The sequence below is a fragment of the Dietzia sp. MNB45 genome (genome assembly GCF_051994785.1).
Taxonomy (GTDB): Bacteria; Actinomycetota; Actinomycetes; order Mycobacteriales; family Mycobacteriaceae; genus Dietzia; species Dietzia kunjamensis.
Map to the genome: position 1 here is coordinate 2,156,126 of NZ_CP163397.1, position 22,729 is coordinate 2,178,854.

21 protein-coding genes are annotated in these 22,729 nt (G+C 72.2%); 6 read left to right on the forward strand and 15 right to left on the reverse strand.

The genetic code is table 11. The features are described 5' to 3' along the window. The first annotated feature begins 143 nt into the window (after positions 1–143). A complete protein-coding gene (gene glgA, locus AB5G72_RS10310; RefSeq protein WP_440219810.1) occupies positions 144–1,310 on the forward strand; it encodes a glycogen synthase in 1,167 nt (388 codons plus the stop codon). Here the strand turns inward: glgA and AB5G72_RS10315 are convergent. The 8 genes from AB5G72_RS10315 to dapE all read right to left on the reverse strand — a co-directional run bounded on the left by AB5G72_RS10315 (position 1,299) and on the right by dapE (position 8,025). Continuing rightward, the gene (locus AB5G72_RS10315) at positions 1,299–2,264 is read right to left on the reverse strand and encodes a putative RNA methyltransferase (protein WP_440219811.1); all 966 of its coding nucleotides are present in this window, start codon (positions 2,262–2,264) and stop codon (positions 1,299–1,301) included. The two genes, glgA and AB5G72_RS10315, sit on opposite strands and share 12 nt — an antisense overlap. Then, the gene (locus AB5G72_RS10320) at positions 2,261–3,736 is read right to left on the reverse strand and encodes a leucyl aminopeptidase family protein (protein WP_440219812.1); all 1,476 of its coding nucleotides are present in this window, start codon (positions 3,734–3,736) and stop codon (positions 2,261–2,263) included. Before AB5G72_RS10320 ends, AB5G72_RS10315 begins: the two co-directional genes overlap by 4 nt. A 78-nt stretch (positions 3,737–3,814) precedes the next feature. Then, complete coding sequence (locus AB5G72_RS10325; protein WP_067718434.1) at positions 3,815–3,982, reverse strand: DUF3117 domain-containing protein; 168 nt, start codon at positions 3,980–3,982, stop codon at positions 3,815–3,817. A 92-nt stretch (positions 3,983–4,074) separates the two neighbouring features. Further along, positions 4,075–4,443 carry a DivIVA domain-containing protein gene (locus AB5G72_RS10330; protein WP_067718436.1) on the reverse strand — a complete coding sequence of 123 codons (369 nt, stop codon included), beginning with the start codon at positions 4,441–4,443 and terminating at the stop codon, positions 4,075–4,077. Positions 4,444–4,518: 75 nt separating this feature from the next. After that, complete coding sequence (gene folP, locus AB5G72_RS10335; RefSeq protein WP_120283646.1) at positions 4,519–5,415, reverse strand: dihydropteroate synthase; 897 nt, start codon at positions 5,413–5,415, stop codon at positions 4,519–4,521. Then, positions 5,412–5,969, reverse strand: a complete 558-nt coding sequence (locus AB5G72_RS10340) for a TIGR00730 family Rossman fold protein (RefSeq protein WP_067718442.1) — start codon at positions 5,967–5,969, stop codon at positions 5,412–5,414. The genes folP and AB5G72_RS10340 overlap by 4 nt, the downstream gene beginning before the upstream one ends. Continuing rightward, the gene (locus tag AB5G72_RS10345; protein WP_067718445.1) at positions 5,966–6,766 is read right to left on the reverse strand and encodes a TIGR00730 family Rossman fold protein; all 801 of its coding nucleotides are present in this window, start codon (positions 6,764–6,766) and stop codon (positions 5,966–5,968) included. Before AB5G72_RS10345 ends, AB5G72_RS10340 begins: the two co-directional genes overlap by 4 nt. A gap of 86 nt (positions 6,767–6,852) precedes the next feature. Beyond that, the gene (dapE, locus tag AB5G72_RS10350) at positions 6,853–8,025 is read right to left on the reverse strand and encodes a succinyl-diaminopimelate desuccinylase (protein WP_440219813.1); all 1,173 of its coding nucleotides are present in this window, start codon (positions 8,023–8,025) and stop codon (positions 6,853–6,855) included. 52 nt (positions 8,026–8,077) lie between these two features. Here dapE and dapD point away from each other — a divergent pair, with 52 nt between their 5' ends. Then, a complete protein-coding gene (dapD, locus tag AB5G72_RS10355) occupies positions 8,078–9,046 on the forward strand; it encodes a 2,3,4,5-tetrahydropyridine-2,6-dicarboxylate N-succinyltransferase (RefSeq protein WP_067718447.1) in 969 nt (322 codons plus the stop codon). Between the two features lie 137 nt (positions 9,047–9,183). Here dapD and dapC read toward each other — a convergent pair whose 3' ends face one another. The 3 genes from dapC to AB5G72_RS10370 form a co-directional block, all read right to left on the reverse strand. Then, positions 9,184–10,296 (reverse strand): succinyldiaminopimelate transaminase, encoded by a 1,113-nt coding sequence (gene dapC, locus AB5G72_RS10360; protein ID WP_363424538.1) that lies wholly within the window; start codon positions 10,294–10,296, stop codon positions 9,184–9,186. A 5-nt stretch (positions 10,297–10,301) separates the two neighbouring features. Further along, a complete protein-coding gene (gene fdxA, locus AB5G72_RS10365) occupies positions 10,302–10,625 on the reverse strand; it encodes a ferredoxin (protein WP_067718452.1) in 324 nt (107 codons plus the stop codon). 86 nt (positions 10,626–10,711) lie between these two features. Beyond that, positions 10,712–13,291, reverse strand: a complete 2,580-nt coding sequence (locus tag AB5G72_RS10370; RefSeq protein ID WP_120284352.1) for a bifunctional FO biosynthesis protein CofGH — start codon at positions 13,289–13,291, stop codon at positions 10,712–10,714. 99 nt (positions 13,292–13,390) lie between these two features. Here AB5G72_RS10370 and AB5G72_RS10375 point away from each other — a divergent pair, with 99 nt between their 5' ends. Beyond that, positions 13,391–14,047, forward strand: a complete 657-nt coding sequence (locus AB5G72_RS10375) for a PH domain-containing protein (RefSeq protein ID WP_096905226.1) — start codon at positions 13,391–13,393, stop codon at positions 14,045–14,047. After that, positions 14,044–15,732 (forward strand): PH domain-containing protein, encoded by a 1,689-nt coding sequence (locus AB5G72_RS10380; RefSeq protein ID WP_440219814.1) that lies wholly within the window; start codon positions 14,044–14,046, stop codon positions 15,730–15,732. Before AB5G72_RS10375 ends, AB5G72_RS10380 begins: the two co-directional genes overlap by 4 nt. On the opposite strand, the gene AB5G72_RS10385 is transcribed toward AB5G72_RS10380, so the two are convergent. The 4 genes from AB5G72_RS10385 to typA are packed head-to-tail and all read right to left on the reverse strand — an operon-like array spanning position 15,703 to position 20,817. Next, positions 15,703–16,131: a hypothetical protein gene (locus AB5G72_RS10385; protein WP_440219815.1), complete on the reverse strand. Its 429-nt coding sequence runs from the start codon at positions 16,129–16,131 to the stop codon at positions 15,703–15,705. The genes AB5G72_RS10380 and AB5G72_RS10385 overlap by 30 nt on opposite strands. Further along, on the reverse strand, positions 16,128–17,024 hold the full coding sequence (mshB, locus tag AB5G72_RS10390; protein ID WP_440219816.1) for an N-acetyl-1-D-myo-inositol-2-amino-2-deoxy-alpha-D-glucopyranoside deacetylase: 897 nt from the start codon (positions 17,022–17,024) through the stop codon (positions 16,128–16,130). The genes AB5G72_RS10385 and mshB overlap by 4 nt, the downstream gene beginning before the upstream one ends. After that, positions 17,021–18,883 carry an ABC transporter substrate-binding protein gene (locus AB5G72_RS10395; protein ID WP_259822291.1) on the reverse strand — a complete coding sequence of 621 codons (1,863 nt, stop codon included), beginning with the start codon at positions 18,881–18,883 and terminating at the stop codon, positions 17,021–17,023. Before AB5G72_RS10395 ends, mshB begins: the two co-directional genes overlap by 4 nt. Before the next feature lie 11 nt (positions 18,884–18,894). Further along, positions 18,895–20,817 (reverse strand): translational GTPase TypA, encoded by a 1,923-nt coding sequence (typA, locus tag AB5G72_RS10400; RefSeq protein ID WP_067718464.1) that lies wholly within the window; start codon positions 20,815–20,817, stop codon positions 18,895–18,897. A 357-nt stretch (positions 20,818–21,174) separates the two neighbouring features. On the opposite strand from typA, the gene AB5G72_RS10405 reads away from it, so the two are divergent. Beyond that, positions 21,175–21,855 (forward strand): Rv1157c family protein, encoded by a 681-nt coding sequence (locus tag AB5G72_RS10405; protein ID WP_082924021.1) that lies wholly within the window; start codon positions 21,175–21,177, stop codon positions 21,853–21,855. After that, positions 21,852–22,625, forward strand: a complete 774-nt coding sequence (locus AB5G72_RS10410) for an SIR2 family NAD-dependent protein deacylase (RefSeq protein ID WP_440219817.1) — start codon at positions 21,852–21,854, stop codon at positions 22,623–22,625. Before AB5G72_RS10405 ends, AB5G72_RS10410 begins: the two co-directional genes overlap by 4 nt. The last annotated feature ends 104 nt before the right edge of the window (positions 22,626–22,729 follow it).

Below are 22,729 nucleotides of genomic sequence, written 5' to 3' on the forward strand. Positions count from 1 at the left end.
GCCCCCACCGTATCGACTCCGCCCTCACCCGGACCGGTCATCGTGGGGTTTGCCCCCGCCCAGTACCGAACCGTAACCCCGCGGTCGGGCGGTGTTCGCCGGGCACGCCTCGGGCGGGGGCCCGAGCGACTACCTTGGCCGGTGTGCGAGTAGCGATGATGACGAGGGAGTACCCGCCGGAGGTCTACGGCGGTGCCGGAGTGCACGTGACCGAACTGGTGGCCAACCTACGGCCGCTGTGCGAGGTGGACGTGCTGTGCATGGGGGCCGACCGCGACACCGCCCGCGCTTTCCGACCGGATCCCGAGTTGGGCGCGGACGCCAACCCCGCGATCCAGACTCTCTCCGCCGGGTTGCGCATGAGCGTCGCGGCCGAGGGCGCGGACCTCGTCCACTCCCACACCTGGTACACGGGGCTCGCCGGGCACCTCGCGGGGCAGCTCTACGGCATCCCGCACGTTGTGTCCGCGCATTCACTGGAACCCAGCCGGCCGTGGAAGGCCGAGCAGCTCGGCGGTGGATACCGGGTCTCGTCGTGGTCGGAGCGCACCGCCTTCGCGGGAGCCGACGCGGTGGTCGCGGTGAGCGCCCGGATGAAGGACGAGATCCTGCGCGTCTACCCCGAGATCGACCCGGACCGCATCCACGTGATCCTCAACGGCATCGACACCTCCGTGTGGTCACCCGTCGAGACCTTCGCCGGCGAGGGTTCGGTCCTGCGCCGGAACGGGGTGGACCCGGACCGGCCGATCGTGGCGTTCGTCGGCCGGATCACCCGGCAGAAGGGCGTGCCCCACCTGGTGCGCGCCGCCCGGGACTTCCACCCTGACGCCCAGCTGGTGCTGTGCGCCGGCGCCCCGGACACCCCCGAGATCGCCGCCGAGATGGAGTCGCTGGTGGCGGAGCTGCAGTCCACCCGCGACGGTGTGTTCTGGCTGCGCGACATGCTGCCGCGCGAGGAGGTCATCGAGATCCTCTCCGCCGCGACGGTCTTCGCCTGCCCGTCGGTCTACGAGCCACTGGGCATCGTCAACCTGGAGGCGATGGCGTGCGACACGGCGGTCGTGGCGTCCGATGTCGGCGGGATCCCCGAGGTGGTCGTCGACGGCGAGACGGGCACCCTCGTCCACTACGACGCATTCGCGACCGACGCATTCGAGGCCGGGCTCGCGGCTGCCGTCAACGACCTGGTGGCGGACCCGGGCGAGGCCACCCGGATGGGGCTGGCGGGCAAGGAGCGGGCCCGTACCCGGTTCTCGTGGGAGGCGATCGCCGAGCAGACCCATCGGATGTACGCCTCACTGCTGTAGAGGCTCCCCCGGCCGTGGAGGCGGCCTCCCGGCCGGCAGCGCCCGGTAGGTGTGCACCTCGACGTGCATCCGGACCGGGCGGTCCTGCGGGCCCAACCGGGCCTCGAGCCCGGACCTGTCGAGGTGGACGCCGCTCGGCCCCATGAGCGCCAGGTCCACGGCCACCGGGGCGGGGACCTCGGTGAGCACGTCGACGGTACGCACCTCGCCGGGGCGGAAGTGGTCGGCGAGGTCCGCGTCCAGGCGGTCCGACTTGTCCGGGGCCGGCTCCAGCATGCCGCCGGCCGAACGCAGCGGCTCGAGATGGCCCGGCCCGGGAACGGCGACGACCAACGTGCCACCCGGCCGGAGCACCCGGGCGAACTCCGCCGGGTTCCTCGGGGCGAAGACCACCTGCACCAGGTCGACGCAGTCGTCCGCGAGCGGGAGTCCGTCCCAGGTGTCCGCGACCAGGGCCGCGACGTCATCGTGGACCCTGGCGAGTCGGCGCGCCGCCGCGGTGGAGATCTCCGTGCCGACCCCGAGCGCGCCGGCCGGTCGCCCGGCCCCCGCCAGCGGGTCGACGACCCCGGCGAGGTAGAAGCCGGTCCCGGCGCCGGGCTCGAGCACCACCGGTCGGGCCGATCCCGAGCGGACGCCGCCGGCCCCGGGCCCGAGCGCCTCCCGGGCGACCCCGGCGAGGATCGCCACGAGGGGGTCGAACAGTCCCGAGCCGAGGACCCGGTCGCGCGCCGCGACCTGGTCCGCTCCGTCGCCGGGGAAGCGCCGGCCGCGGGGACCGAAGAGGCTGAGGTGCCCCTGCCGGGCCCGGTCGAACGAATGCCCGGCAGCGCACACCACCGCCCGGTCCACGGTCTCCATACCCTGCCCGCAAACCGGACAGCGCAACAGCGGCACGACGCGGTCGAGGGCGGCCGGCCCCGAGCCCGCAGGTGCTGACGGGGAGGAACTCACGGGCGGGGCCGGTCCGCGAGGTCGCGGAGCAACGCCACGAGCGTGCGCGTCGCGAACCCCGTGGCCACCGGCCCGACCTCATCGATCTCCTCGGACGAGCGGGCCGGCCCCGCGATGTCGAGGTGCGCCCACGGCCGACCGTCCACGAAGCCCTCGAGGAACAACGCCGCGGTGATGGCACCCGGCCCCGTGGGTGCCTGCCGACGGTCGGCGATGTCGGAGCGGACCGCCGGGCGCAGATCGTCGGGGAGCGGCAGCCGCCACCATCGCTCCCCCGCCGCGGCCCCCGCCGCGGCGACCCGGTCGGCGAGGTCGTCGTCGTTCCCCATGACCGCTCCCGTGCGCATCCCCAGCGCGACCTTCATCGCACCCGTGAGGGTGGCCACGTCCACGACGACCTCCGGGTCGCACTCGGCGATGCCGTGGGCGAGGGCGTCGGCGAGGACCATCCGGCCCTCCGCGTCCGTGTTCGTGACCTCGGACGTCGTTCCGCCCACGTGCGTGACGACGTCACCCGGGCGGTAGGCGGAACCGGACAGCATGTTCTCGGCGGAGGGCACCACCACGGTCAGGTCGACATCGGCGTACCCGGGCGACCCGTCCGAACAGAACGCCGCGGCCGCCGCCACGACCGCGGCCGAGCCCGCCATGTCCGTGCGCATGAGGTGCATCCCGTCGGCGGGCTTGACCGAGATCCCCCCGGTGTCGAAGGTGATGCCCTTGCCCACCAGCAGCACCCGCGGGCCCGGGCCGGGGCGGCGGGCCACCAGGACGCGCGGGCCGGCCGCCGAGCCCCCGCCCACCGCGAGCACGCCGCCGAACCCGCCGGAGACGAGCCCCTCTCCCTCGATGACCTCGGTCCGCATGCCCGCCTCGCCCAGTGCCTCGGCCATCCGGGACACCAGCCACTCGGGTGTCTTCAGATCGGAGGGGGCCCCGGCGAGATCGCGCGCCATCGCCGTGGCCCGGGCTTCCTCCTCGGCCGCCGCCACCGCGCGGGCGACGATCACCTCGTCGTCGTCGCCACTGCCCGGACCGGCCGCCACCTCCACGACCAGATCGGGAACGACCGGTGCGGGGTCCGCGGCGAAGACGTCCTGGCCCCGCGCACCCAGGAGGTACCCGATGACCAGATCGCCTACCCGGTCCGCCGGTAGGGCCCCGGGCACGGCCACGGTCACCGGCCCCTCCGCCCGCGAGTCCCGTAGGTGGCGGGCCAACGCGGCGCCCGCCCGCCGGTGCCCCAGACCGTGATCCACCGCCCCCGACCAGCCCGGACGGGGCGCGGAGTCGGCCAACTCGACCTCGACCACCGGTTGCCCGTCGTGGACGGAGACGCGCGCCTCGTCGGCGTGCCCCAGCGGCACGCGACCGGGCTCGGGAGCGCGGGTGACGACCGCCAGCGCGGCATCGGGGGCGGGACCGGAGACGACACGGAGCGAGGGCAGGGGACGGCCGGGGACGGCGGACATCGACGAGGACCTTCCGGGATATGAGTCGGCGCACCCGCCACGAGGGTCGGATGCGCCGGCATCGGTGGGGCGACGAGATCAGGAGATGGCCTGCGACAGCTCCTCGCTGAGCGACTTGGCCTCATCGGGGGTCAGCTCGACGACGAGACGCCCGCCACCCTCCAGAGGGACGCGCATGACGATCCCACGGCCTTCCTTGGCCGCCTCCATCGGTCCGTCACCGGTCCTGGGCTTCATAGCCGCCATCGAGTCGTTTCCCTTCGTCCTTGTCCGCGGGTTGGCGCACTGTACGAGCGCCCGTGCCCACGATCGGTACTGCTGAGTGGATGATGTCGATTCTAGCGCGTCCGGCCGCGTCCGGACGCCGTAGCGGGACGACCGTCCACCCCGTTCTGCGCCCCGTTCGCCGCGGCGTCCCCGGCCACGGTGACGTCCTCGCCCAACCGGGCCCGGAGCCGGTCGATCTCCACCGCCGCCTGCTCGAGTGCCCAGTCGACCTCTGCCATGGTGTATCCACGGGCCGACATGCCGAATCGCACCGACCGGAGATCATCACCGGCCAGGGCCCCGTCCGGCAGGTGGGTGACCGTGTGGTCCCGGGCCACGGGCGGCAACACCTCGGAACGGCCGAACACCACGAGCGACAGCCCGAACAGCCCCGCTGCGACGACCAGGGTGACGACCACGTAGACGACGATGGTGAGCATTCCCGTGCTCCCCTCCTGTAGTGACTAGCGCCGCGACCAGTCTGGCACACGGCCCGCCCCTGGCGGTGTGGCAAGTCACGCCAGGCCGCGTACGGTTCGCGCAGGTCGGCGCGTCCCCACGATCGACGACACCATCTCGAGGGCGCGCAGTGTGCCCGGGACGTCGTGGGTGCGGAAGACCCGCGCCCCGAGGTAGGCCGCGACCGAGGTCGCTGCGAGGGTGCCCTCCGCGCGGTCGTCCACGCCCGCGTCCAGGGTCTCGCCGATGAAGTCCTTGTTGCTCAGCGCCATGAGGACCGGGTGCCCGACCGCCACGATCTCGTCCATCCGTCGCAACAACTCGAGGCCGTGGAAGGTGTTCTTGCCGAAGTCGTGGGTGGGGTCGATGAGGATGCCGTCCGGCGGGACACCGGCCGCCAGCGCGCGGTCGGCAGCTGCCGAGAGTTCGTCGACCACGTCGCGGACGACGTCGGCATACCCCACGCGGAACGGCCGCGTCCGGGGCACCGCGCCGCCCGTGTGCGAACAGACGAACCCGGCGCGCGCCTCCCCCGCCGCGGTCAGGACGCCGGGATCGTGCCCCGCCCACGTGTCGTTGACCAGGTCCGCCCCGGCCGCCAACGCGCGCCGGGCGACCTCGCCCCGCCAGGTGTCGATCGAGATCAGCACGTCCGGGTGACGGACCCGCACCGCCTCCACGAACGGCACGACCCTGCGGGTCTCCTCCGCGGCATCGACGAGGTCGCCGGGCCCGGCCTTGACGCCGCCGATGTCGAGGATGTCCGCCCCGGCCGCCACCACCTCGTCGACCCGCGCCATCGCCGCCGTGTCGGTGAACGTGGCCCCACGGTCGTAGAAGGAGTCCGGCGTACGGTTGACGATCGCCATCACCAGCGGGCGGTCGACCGGGACCGGGCGGCCACACAGGGTGGGCGCCGGCGCCGGCGCCGGAGCGGCGCCGGCACCGGTCATCCCCGACCTCCACAGGCGTCGAGCGCGGCCTCGAGATCGTCACACACGACCAGGCTCGCCATCGCCTCGTCCTTGACCAATCCGGCCTCCACCAACCCTCCCACCCAGTCCAGCAAGGGGCGGTAGAACCCGATCGGGTCGTAGAGCACCACCGGCTTGTGGTGGAAGCCCAGGGACGCCGAGGTCCACATCTCGAACATCTCCTCCATCGTCCCGATCCCGCCGGGCAGGGTGAGGAACGCGTCGGATCGTTCCTCCATCTCCCGCTTGCGTTCCCGCATGGTCGTGACGACGACGAGTTCGTCGGCCGCGGTGTCGGCGACCTCGCGGACCCGCAGCCCCTCGGGGATCACACCGACGGTGCGTGCGCCACCCGCGCGGGCCGACTCGGCGAGCGCACCCATCATCGAGACGTTGCCGCCGCCCGAGACGAGCGACCACCCGCGTCTGGCGATGCCCTCCCCCACCTGCGTCGCGATGGCCAGCATCTCCGGGTCGTACGTGGAGGAGGCGCAGTAGACGCAGACACGGCGACCGGCGACCGGCGCCGTCACCGCTCGACCCCGCGGTGCTCCTCGCCGTACAGGTCCTCCCGCTCCTCGGACGTCAGCGCCGCCCTGTGGTGGGCCTCGCGGATGTACTCCACGGTCTCCGCCACGGAGTCCGTCACCAGGAACAGGTCGGGGTCGGACGCGGAGATCATCCCCTCCTCCGCCAGCGTGCCGCGGATCCAGTCGGTCAGCGGGGCCCAGAAGTCCACGCCGAGCAGCACGATCGGGAACCTGGTGATCTTGTCGGTCTGGACGAGGGTGATGGCCTCGAAGAACTCGTCGAGGGTGCCGAACCCGCCCGGCGTGCACACGAAGGCCTGCGTGTACTTGACGAACATCGTCTTGCGGATGAAGAAGTAGCGGAAGTGCAGTCCCAGGTCTACCCACCGGTTCAGGCCCTGCTCGTGGGGCAACTCGATCCCGAGCCCGACAGACTCGCCATCCGCCTCCCACGCCCCCTTGTTCGCCGCCTCCATCTGCCCGGGGCCACCACCGGTGACCACCGCGTAGCCGGCCTCCACCAGCGCACGGCCCAACTCCACGGCCTGCTCGTACGCCGGGTCCCCGGGCCGGGTGCGGGCCGAACCGAACACGCTGACGGCGTCCGACAGTTCGGCCAGCGCGCCGAAGCCGTTGACGAACTCGCTCTGGATGCGCAGCACCCGCCACGGGTCGGTGTGCAGCCAGTCGGTGTCCTGGTTCTTGTCCAGCAGCCGCTGGTCGGTGGTGGTGTGTTCGCCACCCTTCTCACGACGGACGAGGACGGGGCCTCGCATGTGCACGGGGTCGTTGGGGGCCATGGGCCGGGGGTCTCCTTCGATGATCTGGGGGTGGGGCCGGGAGTGGCGGTACCCGGGACATGCGCGATCCCGGGGCGCTCGCCGCCCTAGCCGGTGAGGTAGGTGCGCAGGACCCTGCTGACCTCGGTGATCTGTGCCGCCGGACAATACTCGTCGCGCTTGTGGGCCATGCCGGGGTCGCCGGGGCCGAGGTTGACCGCCGGGATCCCCAGGGCCGCGAAACGGGACACGTCGGTCCACCCGTACTTCGCACGGACCCGCCCGCCGGCCGCACGGACGAGTTCCGCCGCGGCCGGGGTCCCCAGACCGGGCAGCGCCCCCGGCGAGAGGTCGGTGAGTTCCCAGGACAGCCCGGGCTCGGCGAGCGGGGTCTCCCCTTCCGCCACCCGTGGGAGACCGGTCAGCCCCAGTGCGTCGAGGGCGTGCGCGAGAGCGGCATCGGTGTCCCTGTCCGGGGCGGATCGGAAGTTCACGTCGAGCCAGGCCTCGTCCGGGACCGTGTTGCCGGCGACCCCCGCCGACATGCGGACGGCCTGCAGACCCTCGCGGTAGACACACCCGTCGATGTCCACCGACCGGGCCTCGTAGGCCGCGAGTGCCCCCAGCACCGGCGCGAGCCGATGCACGGCGTTGTCGCCCAACCAGCTCCGCGCCGAATGGGCCCGCACGCCGCGGGCGTGGATCCGGATCCGCAGGGTCCCCTGGCAGCCGGCCTCGATGAGCCCGCCGGTCGGCTCACCGAGGATCGCCACATCGCCCGTCAACCAGTCGCGGTGCGTGCGCTCGAGGACACCCAGACCGTTGGCCGTGGCTTCGATCTCCTCGCAGTCGTAGAGCACCAGGGTGAGATCGTGCGCCAGCTCGTCGGAGTCCGCCAGCGCGGCGAAGAGGTGCAGGAACACCGCGTCCCCGGACTTCATGTCCACTGTCCCGCACCCGTGCAGGACCGTATCCGTCCCTTCGCCGGTGGCCCGGCACGGGACGTTGTCGGCCAGGGGGACCGTGTCGAGGTGTCCGGCGAGCACGACCCGGGTCGGGAGGCCCCGGGAGGTACGGGCGAGGACCCGGTTGCCGTCGCGGACCACCTCCGTCCGGTCGGCGGCGGGCCCGGTGAACCCGGCGACGGTCGTGACGAGAGCGTCGTGGACCGCGGCGGCGATCGCATCCTCCTCCCGTGAGGGACTGGGGATGTCGACGAGGGCGCGGGTGAGGTCGACCGGGTCGGCGGTCAGATCGAGGGCGGCGGTCACGGCCCCCACCCTAGTTGCCCGTGACCCGTGCCCGTCGGGGCAGACCGCTAGCATCGGGGCCATGAGTGCACATGGAGCCGTGGCCACCGGAATCGCCACCCTGACGTCCGACCACACCGTTCTCGACGTGTGGTACCCCGAGCCGGAGCTGGGCGCCGCGTCCGCCGGCGGTCACCGGGTGCTGTCCGGAGACGAGGTACCCGCCGAACTGTCGCCGCTGACCGGCGCCGACGCCGATCGGGGGGTCGAGACGGTGGCCGTGCGGGTGGAGATCGAGGACCTGACCCAGCCGCCGGCCGACGCCTACGACGCCTACCTCCGGCTCCACCTCATCAGCCACCGCCTCATCAAGCCGCATTTCGCGAACATGGACGGCTTGTTCGGCAAGCTCAGCAACGTCGTGTGGACCAACTTCGGACCGTGCGCGGTCCCGGGTTTCGAGCTGGTGCGCGCCAAGCTGCGGGCCCGCGGCCCGGTCACGGTGTACGGCGTGGACAAGTTCCCGCGCATGGTGGACTACGTGGTCCCGTCGGGAGTCCGCATCGCCGACGCCGACCGCGTCCGCCTGGGCGCCCACCTGGCCGAGGGCACCACGGTTATGCACGAGGGGTTCGTCAACTTCAACGCCGGCACGCTGGGCGCGTCGATGGTCGAGGGTCGCATCTCTGCGGGCGTCGTGGTCGGCGCCGATTCCGATGTCGGCGGCGGGGCCTCCATCATGGGCACGCTCTCCGGCGGCGGCAAGGAGACCATCTCGATCGGTGAACGCTGCCTGCTCGGGGCCAACTCGGGTGTCGGTATCTCGCTGGGCGACGACTGCGTGGTCGAGGCCGGGCTGTACGTCACCGCCGGCACGAAGGTGGATGTCCGGGCGGGCGCCTGGGCCGAGCGGGAGCCCGTGAAGGCCGGCCAGCTCTCGGGCATGGACAACCTGCTCTTCCGGCGCAACTCACTGACCGGTTCCGTCGAGGCGGTGCCGTGGAAGCGCGAGGGCGTCGAGCTCAACGCGGATCTGCACGCCAACGACTGACGCCGACGCTCATCGGCGGCGTCACCCTCCGTCGACAAGGACGTTCCGCACACATCGCCCGAGAGGCGGTGCGCGGAACGTCCTTCTCGATGGGGTGGCCGGGCGACGCGGGCGGCCGGGCGACGCGGGCGGCCTGCTCAGCCCAGTCGGCGCACGGCCTCGTCCACCGCGGCGTCGGTGGCGGTGAGCGCGATGCGGACGTGTCGCGCCCCGGCGGGCCCGTAGAACTCGCCCGGCGCGACGAGCACGCCGCGCTCGGCGAACCAGTCCACGGTGTCGCGGCATGCCTCGTCGCGGCTGGCCCACAGGTACAGGCCGGCCTCGGAGTGGTCGATCCGGAACCCGGCCGCCTCGACCGCGGGCAGCAGGCGTGCACGGCGGGCCCGGTACCGCTCACGCTGCTCGGCCTCGTGGGCGTCATCGTCCAGGGCGAGCGTCATGGCCGCCTGGACGGGCAGCGGCATCATCATCCCGGCGTGCTTGCGCACCTCGAGCAGCTCGGCGACCAGGCCGGGGTCACCGGCGACGAACCCGGCGCGGTAGGACGCGAGGTTCGAGGTCTTGGACAGCGAGTGCAGTGCGAGGAGACCGGTGTGGTCGCCGTCGCAGACACGCGGATCGAGGATCGAGGGCGCCTCGCCCTCCCACACCAGTCCGAGGTAACACTCGTCGGAGGCCACGATCACGCCGCGGTCGCGGGCCCAGCCGACCACCTTGCGCAGGTGGTCCACGCCGAGCACCTTGCCACTGGGGTTCGACGGTGAGTTGAGGTACAGCAACGTCGGCGAGGACGGGCCGAGCTGCATGAGCGAGTCGGCGCGAACCACCGTGGCCCCCGCCAGCAGTGCGCCGACCTCATAGGTCGGGTAGGCGACCTCGGGCACGACGACCGAGTGGCCCGGCCCCAGTCCGAGCTGGGCGGGCAGGCCCGCGATGAGTTCTTTTGTGCCGATCGCCGGTAGCACGGCGTCGGGAGTGAGCCCCGTGACGCCGTACCGGCGCTCCAGCGCGTCAACCGCGGCCCGCCGCAGAGCGGGGGTGCCGACGGTCGTGGGGTACCCGGGCCGGTCCGAGCCTGCGGCGAGCGCCTCGCGGATCACCGGGGCGACCGGATCCACGGGCGTACCGACGGTGAGGTCGACGAGACCGTCCGGGTGGGCGGAGGCGCGCGAGCGGGCGTCCGAGAGGGTGTCCCAGGGGAACACCGGGAGCGCGCGCCCGGGCGGTCGACGCTCCGGGCGCGACACCACCGGGGTCACTCCTGGTTCATGGGCGGGAGCGCCTTGACCATCGGGTGGTCGTAGTCGACCTTGCCGACCTTGGCCGCGCCGCCCGGCGATCCGAGCTCGACGAAGAAGTCCGCGTTCGCGGCGTTGTACTCGGTCCACTCGTCCGGGACGTCGTCCTCGTAGAAGATGGCCTCCACGGGGCAGACCGGCTCACACGCCCCGCAGTCGACGCACTCGTCGGGGTGGATGTACAACATCCGTCCACCCTCGTAGATGCAGTCGACAGGACACTCCTCGACGCAGGACTTGTCCATCACGTCGACGCACGGCTCTGCGATCGTGTAGGTCACGTCAGCCACCTTCCTCGTAGCGGTATGACCTGAATGGTATGTCACAGGCCACGCGGATGCGGAAGCCGCCCCGCGAGCCGATCGACCTATGTGACGACGGTCACCCCGACGGGTCGGTGGGCGGGTCCGTAGACGGTGTCACGACGGCGGACCGGGCGTCCGATCCCGGTGGCGATCTCCTCGATCTCCTCCGGGGTCTTGGCCGAGCCGTTCTCTGCGCCGGCCATCCGCGAGATGGTCTCCTCCATCAGGGTCCCGCCCAGGTCGTCGGCGCCGGATCGCAACATGGTCCGCGTCCCCGCGACCCCGAGCTTGACCCAGCTCGTCTGCACGTGGTCGATCGCCCCGTGCAGCATGATGCGGGCCAGGGCGTGGACCGCGACGTTCTCCTCCCGGGTCGGTCCGGGCCGTGAGGCGCCGGCCAGGTACAGCGGCGCGCTGCGGTGCACGAAGGGCAGCGGGACGAACTCGGTGAAGCCGCCCGTGCGTTCCTGGATCCCGCGGAGGGTCCGCAGGTGGGCCACCCAGTGGCGCGGGGTGTCCACGTGGCCGTACATCATCGTCGAACTCGACCGCAGCCCCACCTCGTGGGCGGTGGTGACGATGTCGATCCACTCGGAGGCGGGGAGTTTGCCCTTAGTGAGGACCCAGCGCACCTCGTCGTCGAGGATCTCCGCCGCGGTACCGGGGATGGTGTCCAGCCCCGCCGCACGGAGCTCGGTGAGCCACTCCCGGACCCCCACGCCCGACCGCGAGGCGCCGTTAGAGATCTCCATGGGGCTGAACGCGTGCACGTGCATGGACGGCACCCGCTCCTTGACCGCGCGGACCAGGTCGGCGTACCCGGACACCGGCAGGTCCGGGTCGATGCCGCCCTGCATGCACACCTCGGATGCGCCGGAGACGTACGCCTCGTACGCCCGGTCGGCGACCTCGGCCGCGGAGAGCGAGAACGCATCGGCATCACCCTTGCGCTGGGCGAAGGCGCAGAAGCGGCAACCGGTGTAGCAGATGTTGGAGAAGTTGATGTTCCGGTTGACGACGTAGGTGACGGTGTCCCCCACCACGTCGGCGCGGATCCGGTCGGCGAGCCCCGCGACGGCGGCCAGGCCGTCCCCGGTGGCGGTGGCCAGCGCGAGGTACTGCTCATCGGTGAGGCCGGCGGGATCCGCCTCGGCGGCGCGCAGCGCGGCCACGACCTCGGCGTCGGCCCGCTCGGGGACGAGTGCCGCCGCCCCCAGTTCCGCCGCGCGGGCCCGGATGACGTCCCAGTTGCCGAAGGCCTCGCCGATGTCCGACCGGGTGTCCGTATTGCGGCCCTCGGAGTCGATCGCCGTGTGCAGATCGGTCCGTCCGCTCGAGTCCCAGTCGTCGTCGGGCTCCTGCCAGGGCCGTCCCTGCGGCTGCACCACCTCGTCGTCGTCCCCCACCACGGCGAGCCCGCTCGACGGGTCCGCCAGCGCACGGACGTGGCCCGCCACCCGCGGGTCGATCCACGCGTCTCCCGCACCGACGTAGCGGGGATGCGCGGTCAGTCGTTCGGTGAGCGTCCACCCGCGCGCGGCGAGGTCGGCGGTGAGCTCGTCGAGATGCGGCCACGGCCGCTCCGGGTTGACGTGGTCCGGGGTGAGCGGTGAGATGCCGCCCAGGTCGTCCACACCGGCGTCGATCAGGGCCAGCACGTCGTCGCGGTCGACGAGGTTGGGCGGGGCCTGCACGGCCACGCGCGGGTCGAGAACCAGTCGGGCGACGGCGATCGCGGCGAGGAACTCGTCGGTGTCCGCGTCGTCCGCGGCGCGCATCGCGGTGTCCGGCTTGGCGCGGAAGTTCTGGACGATCACCTCCTGCAGGTGACCGAACTCGCGGGCGAGCCCTGCCAGCGCGAGCAGGCTCTCCGCCCGCTCGGTGCGGTTCTCCCCGATCCCCACGAGGATCCCGGTGGTGAACGGCACGGCGAGGCGGCCCGCGTCGGTGAGGGTGCGCAGCCGTACGGCCGGATCCTTGTCGGGGCTGCCGTAGTGGCACTCGCCCGGGGTCGTGAACAGCCGGGTGGCGGTGGTCTCGAGCATCATGCCCATCGACGGGGCGACCGGCTTGAGCGTGGACAGTTCGGACCAGCTCATCACGCCCGGGTTGAGGTGCGGCAGCAGCCCGGTCTCCTCGAGCACCCGGATGGCCATGGCGCGCACGTAGTCCAGCGTCGAGGAGAAGCCGCGGGACTCGAGCCACTCCCGGGCCTCGGGCCAACGGTCCTCCGGCCGGTCCCCGAGGGTGAACAGCGCCTCCTTGCACCCGGCCTCCGCGCCGCGGCGGCACAGGTCCACGACCTCGTCGGGGTCGAGGAACATGCCCTCGCCCGCCGCGCGGAGCCTGCCCGGCACGGTGACGAACGTGCAGTAGTGGCAGCGGTCCCGGCACAGGCGGGTCAGCGGGACGAACACCTTGCGGGAGTACGTCACCACCCCGGGGCGCCCCTCGTCCACCAGGCGTGCGTCCCGGCGGGCCGCGGCGAGGGAGGTCAGCCGCGCCAGGTCCTCGCCCCGCGCGGCGAGCAGCACGGCAGCCTCGGTGACGTCCAGGGTGAGCCCGTCGGAGGCCCGGCGCAGGGCGCGCCGCATGGCCGACGCCGTTGGCCGGGGATCGGCGGGGGTCGGTACGTGATCCATGCCCGTGATGATGCCCCACCTCGCGTGCGTGGCGAGCGGCCGGTGCTCCACGGGTGGTCAGGGGCCTGACGCGTGCTCCCGCCCACTAGTCTTACCGTCATGCCCGATCACGCAGTCCCCCTCCGCACGAACGGGGACCCCCTGGTGTCCAGCCCGGCCGCAGCCGACGGGGGTGCACACGCGCTCCGCGCGCCGCGCCCGACGCTCGACGAGCGGGACGCCGGCGGCGAACTGCCGGACACCGGCGATGCGCTGCTGACGAACAACCGGGTGCTGGTCACCGCGCCGCGGCACCGGATCGAGAAGCGCACGCCGCTGCTCTTCGTGATCGAGGGGATCTGGTCCTGGGCGGTCCTCGCGGGCCTGCAGGTCGGCTGGTATTTCTGGGGCGACAACGTCATGGCGTTCTGGAACTGGGTGGCGCTGGCGGTGACGGTGCCGTTCGCGTTCATGGGCATCGTCGTGGCGCCGTGGTGGCGTTACATCGTGGCCCGGTGGGACGTCTCGGACACGGCGGTGTGCTCACGCAAGGGGTGGTGGACCACCCAGTTCCGCATCGCGCCGCTGGCCCGTCTGCAGACCGTCTACACGACGCGCACGCTGTTCGAGCGGTGGTTCGGCCTGGCGACCGTCAACGCCTCCACCGCGTCCGCCCAGGGCACGGTGGAGATCCGCGGGCTCAACCTGGCCGACGCCGAGGCGCTGGCCCAGCACCTCATCGCGATCGCCAACCTGGACTCGGAGGACGGGACGTGACCGGGCCCGAGACGGCGGCCGGGGTGACGGCGGGGTCGAACGACGACGACGAGGGCGTCACCTCAGCTGGCATCGCCCCGGCTCCGGAAGCCGAACCGGCGGAAGAGGTCCTCTCGGCCGACGAACCCGCGATCGGGGAGAAGATCGACCCGGAGGCCCCGTGGCAGCGCCTGTCCTGGCGCATGCTGCTCGTGTACCCGCTGGGCATGCTCACGCGCCTGCTCCCGCTGTTCCTCATCTCCCTGTGGTTGGGCTCCAACCGGAGCAACTACTGGTTCGAGATTATCGTGGTCTCGCTGGTGATCCTCAGCGGTGTCCTGCGGTGGCTGTCGACCAGCTATCAGGTCGGCCGCACCCACATCATCCTGAAGAAGGGCTTCTTCAGTCGACAGGTGGTCACTGTCGCCCGTCAGCGCATCCGGAGCGTCGACACCGAGTCCGACCTGTTCCACCGGGTCCTCAAGGTCTCGATCGTGGAGGTGGGGACCGGGCGGGCCGACTCCGGGAAGTCGGACGCCGAGCGGTTCCGCCTCGACGCCATCGACACCACACTCGTCGACCCGCTGCGGGACGAGCTCCTCAAACACCGACGCGCCATGGACCCCTCGCTCGACGTGGAGGACGAGGAACAGTGGGGGTCGAAATACGGGGAGGACATCGCCCGGTGGAAGGTCACCTGGTCGCGGTTCGCGCCGTTCTCCTTCATCGGGTTCGGCGTGCTGTTCTCCCTGTGGCTCATCACCTGGCAGATGGGCGACATGCACGACCGCATCATGGACCTGGCGGTGGTCGAGGGGACCATCGACTGGCTGGATTCACTGGGGCAACCCTGGGCGTTCGTCGGCAAGGGGGTCGCGATCTGGCTGGTCGCCGGGGTGCTGGCGATCATCACCTACGCCATCCGGTACGGCAAGTACGCGCTGACCGACCGGGGCCAGCTGCTCTACGTCCAGAACGGCATCCTGCGGCGCAAGCACATCGCCCTCGACAAGGCCCGGTTGCGCGGCGTGGAGATGCGGCTGCCGGTCTACCTGCGGATGCTCGGCGGCGGCCGGCTGGAACCCATCATGACCGGCACCAAGAAGGGCGCCACCGCGTCGACCCTGCTGCCGCAGGCGCCGATCGCGGACGTGCGTCGGGTGGCGATCCGCATCCTCGGAAACGAGACGCCGGTGACCGTCCCGCTGCGGCGGCACCCGTGGAAGGCCTCCCGTCGGCGGGTCACCCGGGGCCTGCTCCCGTTCTGGATCGTCGCCGGGATCATCGTGCTGGTGCGGATCGACTCGGGCCCGTCGGCGGACATCTGGGTGCACTGGGGCATCCCCGCCGCGCTGGTGTTCTTCGTGGTGCTGTCGGTGGACCGTATCCGCATGCTCGGACACGCGCTACTGCCGGAGGTGTTGGTGACCTCGAACGGGTCGTGGACCGCCAAGCGATCCGTTCTCGAGGCGGACGGGATCATCGGCTGGACCGTCACCCAGTCGGTGTTCCAGCGCACGGCGCGCGTCGCGACCGTCTCCGCGGCCACACCGGCCGGGAACGGCGTCTACTCGGTGGTCGACATCGACGCCGACGAGGCGTGGGCGCTCGCCGAGGCGCTGACGCCGGGGATCACCGACGTGTGGCACCACACCGGAGAGCCCGGGGGCCGTGTCTCACCGTCGATGGGCGTCCGACGCGGGTGACGGCCACAGCGTGGCCATCCACAGCGGGACCAGACCCCCGAACACCAGGAGCGCGAGCCCGCGCAGTCCGATCGGCACGGGCATGTCTCCCCCGGGGCCCAGATCGATCGCGACCAACGTGAGGATCCAGACGAGGGCGGGGAACGCCGCCACGATCTTCCGCTGCGACCACATCGACCCGACCCGCACCAGGAACAGCGACCACGCCCCGGCGGCGAGGACACTGATCGGGACCGGCACGAGACCGACATACATGGTCAGCCACGCCGAGGCGAGCACGCAGCTTGCCACCGCACCGATCGCGAGCAGCACCAGCGCAGTCCCCAACTCGGCGACGGAAGCCGCCCGCGCACGCGGTACCACGGAGGCCCCCTGCGCGCCCTGCGCCGCGGCTGTCATGGTCGCTCCCCGCCCAGCCCGTCGAGCAGGTGCGCCGACCCGGCCGGGCACGTGACGTACGGCCCGTCGTCCTCGGCGCGGTCACGGGCGATGTACCACTCCACCTGGGGGACGGACTGCAGGACCCCGTTGGTCAGGGCGAGGAACCAGGGCTCCCCCTCCGGGCCGGGCACCAGCTCGAGCTGGGTGGCGTGTCCGGTCAGGGCGGCCAGTTTGGCGGCGTAGTCGGCGTCGTCCAGCGGGACGCGATGGGTCAGTCTCGAGTCCGGGACGGACGGCAGTTCGCCGGACTCCGGGTGCCGCAGGTGCGCGGGCGGCGCAGGGTGGGTCCGGGTGGTCTCCGACCGCGCGGTGACCGTCCAGGCCACACGCTCCGGCCGGTGGGCGGCGTCCTCGATGGCGGCGTGCACCACCTCGTGGGCCCGGATGTGGTCGGGGTGGCCGTAGCCGCCCCGCGGGTCGTAGGTCACCACGAGATGGGGCCTGAAGTCGTCGAGGACGGCCACCACCTCGTCCACCGCCTCCCTGCCCGACTGCACGAACGCACGCGGGTGGTCGGCCGAGGGGGTCCCCGCCATCCCGGAGTCGCGCCACCGGCCGGCGCCGCCGAGGAAGCGGGTGCGGTCGACCCCGAGGGCACGCAGGGCACCCGACAGCTCGCCGATCCGGTATCCGCCGAGTTGGTCGGCGCGGTCCGCGACGAGGCCGGCGAACTCCTCGCCGAGTACCTCGCCCTCCTCCCCGAGCGTGCAGGTGACGACCCGGACGTCGGCACCGGCGGCGACCAGCGCGGCGATCGTGCCGCCGGTCGTGATCGCCTCGTCGTCGGGATGGGCGTGGACGAACAGGGCGCGCACGCCGTCGGCGGGCGGGGTCGCGGTGGTCGGTGTCATCCGGTCCTCCTCCAGGCGGGTGCGGTGTCGAACACGTCGGTGGCCGGCCTCTGGTCCGGGTCGTCGCGGGCCGGCTCCGTCCCGCTCACGTCGACCCCGTCGGCCGCCAGAAGCAGGGCCGGCCGAACGAGCGGCACCCGCAGGGCCAGTTCGGCGACCCTGTCGCCCGCGGCGGCGAGATCGACCGCGGCACCCGGGGCGGGCGGGGCGCCCTGACCGGACGGACCTCCCGGCCCCGCCACGCCGAGCGCCCGGTTGATCTCGGGGTCACAGACTCCGGTGACGTCACCGGCCCGCGCGGCCGCGCCGCGGCCGAGTGTGCGCGAGGGGGTGGTGGGCGTCGTGGTGACGGTGGTGGTGGCACTCGTCCGTCGATCGGGGGTCTCCCCCGTGTCCGGGTCGGGCGGGATGAGGCTCGACACGGTCGTCGGCGTGCGGGACGGGACCGCGGTCGTCGTCCCGGTGGCGGCCGGGGGGGTCGCGCAGGCGAAGCGCGACACCGCGGCGACCTCGGGCCGCCCGTCGGTCCGCTGCCAGCCCACGACGCCGTCGACGAGCCCGTGCGGGAGGGCGTCCGCGTACAGGGCGGTCGCGTCCAGCTCCCACACCCGGGCGCCTATCCCCGCAGAGCGCAATTGGTCGGCGACGGTGTAGGCAGCGGTCACGGCCCGCTCGTCCGCGCCCTCGACCCCCAGGGTCACGGCCAGCGGGGTCCCGTCACGTCGCCAGCGCGTGCCCGTGCGGGTGAAGCCGGCGTCGCCCAGCTCGCGCTCGACGGCGTCCGCGTCAGCGGTGACGGTATCGGCCGATCCCGCGGGGAACGGGAAGGACGACACGGACGGATCGGCCTCCCGCGTGACGATGCGCCCCACCACCTCGGGGTCGATCGCCGCGGCCACGGCGCGACGGACCGCCGGATCGGCCACCGCCGGCGCGACCGTGTTCAGCCCGAGTTCGAGCTGGGCCGCGCTCTCCAGGGGCGCGGTGGTCACTCCCGGGACCGTGGCGGCCACGTCCGCCGCCACCGGGTTCGCCGAGACGATCGCCATCACCCCGGGACCGCCCCTCAGCGACTCCCCGAGCTGGCCGGCTCCGGTGGCCCGTCGCACGACGATCTGGTCGACCTCGGGCGCGCGGGCCCAGTACCGGTCGTTGCGCACGAATTCGATCTGCCCCCGGCCGATGTCGGCCGTGCGGACCATGAACGGACCCGCGCTCGTCACGGGCAGGAACTGCATCGAACCCTGGAACCCGTCGGGCGCACCCTTGAGGATGTGCGCGGGGAGGAGGTGGGTGAACAGGCCCCGCCAGTGCTCCGGCACGACGTCGAACTCCACGTCGACGACCTTGCCGCCAGCACCGGAACGGACCTCCACGATCCTCTCGTACCCGGCCGGATCGACCACGCCGGGCTGGGTGGTCATCTGCCGCCAGAGGTACTCGAAGTCCTCGGCCGCGACGGGGACACCGTCAGACCACTGCGCCTGCTGATCGATCGTGTACCGGATGGTCGAGGGGGCCCCGGGGACCCGCGCGGCGGAGACCAGGAGATCCCGGTTGAGCGTCTGTTCGCCACCGGGGCCCGGGACGAACGCGCTGGGCAGCAGCAGCGAGGCCACGAGGTCGGTGTCCACGCCCTGGTCGGCCAGGAGGTGCGGGTTGAACCCCGGGTCCACCCGGTTCAGTGCGAGCAGGAGACCGTCCTCCGTGAGGGTGACCGACGCGCCGTCGGTGCGCTCCTCGCCCACCACCGCCGGTGGGGGCGGGTCGGCGACGCACCCGGTGACGACGACGAGGGCCAGCGCGGCGCACACCGCGGCGGCACCCCGCCGGCGCACCGACGCCCCCCTCGTCGTCATCTGGTTCCGGTCTAGCCGACCGTCTGCTGGTCGCGCGACTTGGACCGGCTGCGGGCCTTGGCCCGCTCGTTGGCGGTGAGCAGGACCTTGCGCACGCGGACCACCTCGGGGGCCACCTCGACACACTCGTCGACGGCACAGAACTCCATGGCCTCCTCGAGGGAGAGGTTCTTGTGCTTGGACAGCGTCTCGGTGGCGTCGGAGGAGGCCGCACGCATGTTCGTGAGCTTCTTCTCCTTGGTGATGTTGACGTCCATGTCCTCCGAGCGCGGGTTCTCCCCCACGACGACGCCCTCGTAGACCTCGGAGCCGGGCTCGATGAAGAAGTCACCGCGGTCGGCCAACCCGAGCAGCGCGAAGGTGGTGGCCTTGCCCGCACGGTCCGCGACCAGCGAACCGGTGTGCCGGGCCCGGATCTCCCCGGCCCACGGCTCGTACCCGGCGGAGTACGAGTTGGCGATCCCCGCACCCCGGGTATCGGTCATGAAGGTGGTCCGGAAGCCGATGAGGCCGCGTGCGGGGACGGTGAACTCCATGCGCACCCAGCCGGAGCCGTGGTTGCTCATCTGCTCCATGCGGCCCTTGCGGGCGGCCATGAGCTGTGTGACGGCGCCGAGGTGCTCCTCGGGGACGTCGATGGTCATGTGCTCGAACGGCTCGTGGAGCTTGCCGTCGATCGTCTTGGTGACCACCTGCGGCTTGCCGACGGTGAGCTCGAACCCCTCGCGGCGCATGGTCTCGACGAGGATGGACAGCGCCATCTCGCCACGACCCTGCACCTCCCAGTCGTCGGGCCGCTCGGTGTCGAGCACCTTGAGCGAGACGTTGCCCACGAGCTCCTGGTCGAGGCGCGCCTTGACCATGCGCGCGGTGAGCTTCTTGCCGCCGTTCCGGCCGGCCAGGGGCGAGGTGTTGACGCCGATGGTCATGGAGATGGCGGGCTCGTCGACCGTGATGGCCGGGAGGGCGACCGGGTTCTCCGGATCCGCCAGCGTGTCACCGATCATGATGTCGCTGATACCGGCGACCGCGACGATGTCACCGGCGACGGCCTCCTCGGTGGGCACCCGCTCGACACCGTCGGTCTTGAGCAGCTCCGAGATCTTGACGGACTTGGTCTCCTGCTCGCCGCCCGGCAGATTGTGGATCCACGCGACCTGCTGCCCCTTGCGCAGACGGCCGTTGTGGATGCGCACCAGACCGATACGGCCGAGGAAGTTGGAGGCGTCCAGGTTGGTGACGTGGGCCTGCAGCGGGGCGTCGGCGTCCCCGCGGGGGGCGGGGATCACGTCGTAGAGGAGCGCGAACAGCTCGTCGAGGTTCTCCCCCTCCGGCTCCTGGCCGTTGGCCGGCTGGGTGGTGGACGCCTTGCCGGCGCGGCCGGAGGCGAAGACCACGGGCAGCTCGAGCGCGTGCTCGGCGGCGGCCTGGGCGGCGGGGTCCTCCAGATCGGCCGCGAGATCGAGGAGCAGGTCCTGGGCCTCCTCGACGACCTCGTCGATCCGCGCGTCCGGCCGGTCGGTCTTGTTGACGACGATGATGACCGGCAGGGAGGCGGCGAGCGCCTTGCGCAGCACGAAGCGGGTCTGCGGCAGCGGCCCCTCGGACGAGTCGATGAGCAGGACGACGCCGTCCACCATGTTCAGGCCACGCTCGACCTCGCCGCCGAAGTCCGCGTGGCCCGGGGTGTCGATGATGTTGAAGACGAGGTCGGCGCCACCCGCACCCGCGCCGTGTCGTCGCACGGAGGTGTTCTTGGCGAGGATCGTGATGCCCTTCTCACGCTCGAGGTCGCCCGAGTCCATGACCCGGTCCACGAGCTCCGCGCGTTCGTCGAACGCGCCGGACTGGCGCAGCATCGCGTCGACGAGTGTCGTCTTCCCGTGGTCGACGTGGGCGACGATTGCGACGTTGCGGAACTCGGTCAAGGCCATACGCTGGGTTCTCCCTCGGAGGCTTACGGGCGCCCGGGGCGGCTCCTGGGCCGCCGGGCTGGTGGTGGGAATCGACGGCGCTAGTCAGCCGCGATCCACAGGCGCGTCCGGTCGAGCGCGCGTGCGGATCCACTTTACCCGCTGATCCGGACGATCCCCCCATCCTGAGACCACCCCGACAGTGCGGACGCCCTGTGTGTTATTTACATCACGTATAACTTCTGTAACATCAGCACCAGAATGCGCGTCTGCCCGACTCCCGGTGCCCGTGACTCGGGACACTTATGAGAATATCTAGCGGTCGACCGGTCGGCCCGTCCGCCGGTCCGCCCGCCCATCCGAAGAATGGACTCGCCAGTGATCCGCCACTCGCTCAGGACCTCGTTCCGGACCATCGGTCTCGGGGCCGTCGCCGCCGTCGCGGTCGGTCTCGCCGCACCCGCCACCGCCAGCGCGCAGTCGCTCGACGAACTGGGGCGCCCGACCGAGCCCGTGCTCCAGGCGATCGAGAACCTCGCCGAGCAGCAGTGGATCCCCGAGGAGACCCGGGGCACCATCGCCCGCGCCGTCGGGTTCTTCCGTGGCACCGGCGAACCCGGCACCCCGATTCCCGAGAACGGCCCGGTCATCGCGCAGTTCGCCTACCCCACGATCATGCAGCAGTGCATCGGCGGTGAGCAGACCGCCGTCGGTGCCGCGACCGCCGTGCCCGGCCCGGCCGATCTGCCGCTGCCCGGCATCGCCCCCGGCCATCTCGGTTTCATCTTCACCGCCCTGGGCACCGAGGGTGTCGCGGCCCAGCAGGCCCAGCCCATGACCGTCGACTGGATCAACGTCAACAACGGTCGTCGCGGTACCACCGTCCTCGGGTACAACGGCCTCAACGAGGGCGGCCCCGCCACCGTCAACGGGGTCGCCGACACGGGCCCGGGCCAGGTTCTCATGCTCCTGCAGGGTGGCGTCACCACGAACCTGGAGGAGGGCGGGACCGCCAACTGCGTCGCCTTCCCCACCGTGGGGACCGCGTTCGTCCGGTGACCGCCGACGGTAGCGGGCCCCACCCCGTCGCCGACCAGGACCTGACCGAGGCCCGTCTCGCCCTCACCGGCGACGGGCCTCTGGTCGTTCTCAGCGGCGCCGGGATGAGCGCCGAGAGTGGTGTGCCCACCTTCCGCGACGCCCAGACCGGCCTGTGGGAGCGGTACGACCCGTCCGCACTGGCCACGCCGGAAGCCTGGGCACGCGACCGGGACACCGTCTGGGCCTGGTACCGCTGGCGTGAGCGCCTGGTCTCCGGCGCGGAGCCGAATGCCGGGCACGTCGCGGTGGCCCGCGCCCAGGCCCACCGTGACGTCGTGGTGGTCACGCAGAACGTCGACGACCTCCACGAGCGCGCCGGATCGAGCCGGGTGCACCACGTTCACGGGAGTCTGTTCGCCCACCACTGCGACACCTGCGACGCTCCGATGGAGGTCGGCTCTCCTCCCGCCGAGCCCGTCGACAGCCTCACCCCGCCGAGCTGCGACCGGTGTGGCGGGCGCGCCCGACCGGGCGTCGTGTGGTTCGGTGAGATGCTCCCGGGCCGGCCCTGGGACGCGGCAGTCGACGCGGTCACCTCGGCCGCGGCGGTGCTCGTCGTCGGCACCTCCGGCCTGGTCCACCCCGCGGCGTCACTACCCGTACTCGCCGCCGACGCCCGCATCCCGGTGGTCGAGGTGAACCCGGGCCCCTCGGGACTCGGCTCCGAGGTCTCGGTCCACGTTCGGGCCACCGCAGGGCAGGCGCTTCCTCAACTCTTGGCACCCTGATCCCCTCGGGCCGCCCTTACGGCCCTGCCACACACCGGCTGGCGTAAACCTCTCTGGGGCCGATAGAGCGCGCTAGCGTAGCGCGCAGGGACCCACGCCCGGAG

Coding starts and splice junctions, on each gene's coding strand:
- AB5G72_RS10395 (WP_259822291.1), bottom strand. CDS start 18,883: ATGACGACGAGGGGGGCGTCGGTGCGCCGGCGGGGTGCCGCCGCGGTG.
- dapD (WP_067718447.1), top strand. CDS start 8,078: ATGAGTGCACATGGAGCCGTGGCCACCGGAATCGCCACCCTGACGTCC.
- AB5G72_RS10385 (WP_440219815.1), bottom strand. CDS start 16,131: ATGACAGCCGCGGCGCAGGGCGCGCAGGGGGCCTCCGTGGTACCGCGT.
- AB5G72_RS10320 (WP_440219812.1), bottom strand. CDS start 3,736: ATGTCCGCCGTCCCCGGCCGTCCCCTGCCCTCGCTCCGTGTCGTCTCC.
- mshB (WP_440219816.1), bottom strand. CDS start 17,024: ATGACACCGACCACCGCGACCCCGCCCGCCGACGGCGTGCGCGCCCTG.
- folP (WP_120283646.1), bottom strand. CDS start 5,415: ATGACCGGTGCCGGCGCCGCTCCGGCGCCGGCGCCGGCGCCCACCCTG.
- AB5G72_RS10330 (WP_067718436.1), bottom strand. CDS start 4,443: ATGCTCACCATCGTCGTCTACGTGGTCGTCACCCTGGTCGTCGCAGCG.
- AB5G72_RS10375 (WP_096905226.1), top strand. CDS start 13,391: ATGCCCGATCACGCAGTCCCCCTCCGCACGAACGGGGACCCCCTGGTG.
- AB5G72_RS10345 (WP_067718445.1), bottom strand. CDS start 6,766: ATGGCCCCCAACGACCCCGTGCACATGCGAGGCCCCGTCCTCGTCCGT.
- AB5G72_RS10325 (WP_067718434.1), bottom strand. CDS start 3,982: ATGGCGGCTATGAAGCCCAGGACCGGTGACGGACCGATGGAGGCGGCC.
- AB5G72_RS10370 (WP_120284352.1), bottom strand. CDS start 13,291: ATGGATCACGTACCGACCCCCGCCGATCCCCGGCCAACGGCGTCGGCC.
- typA (WP_067718464.1), bottom strand. CDS start 20,817: ATGGCCTTGACCGAGTTCCGCAACGTCGCAATCGTCGCCCACGTCGAC.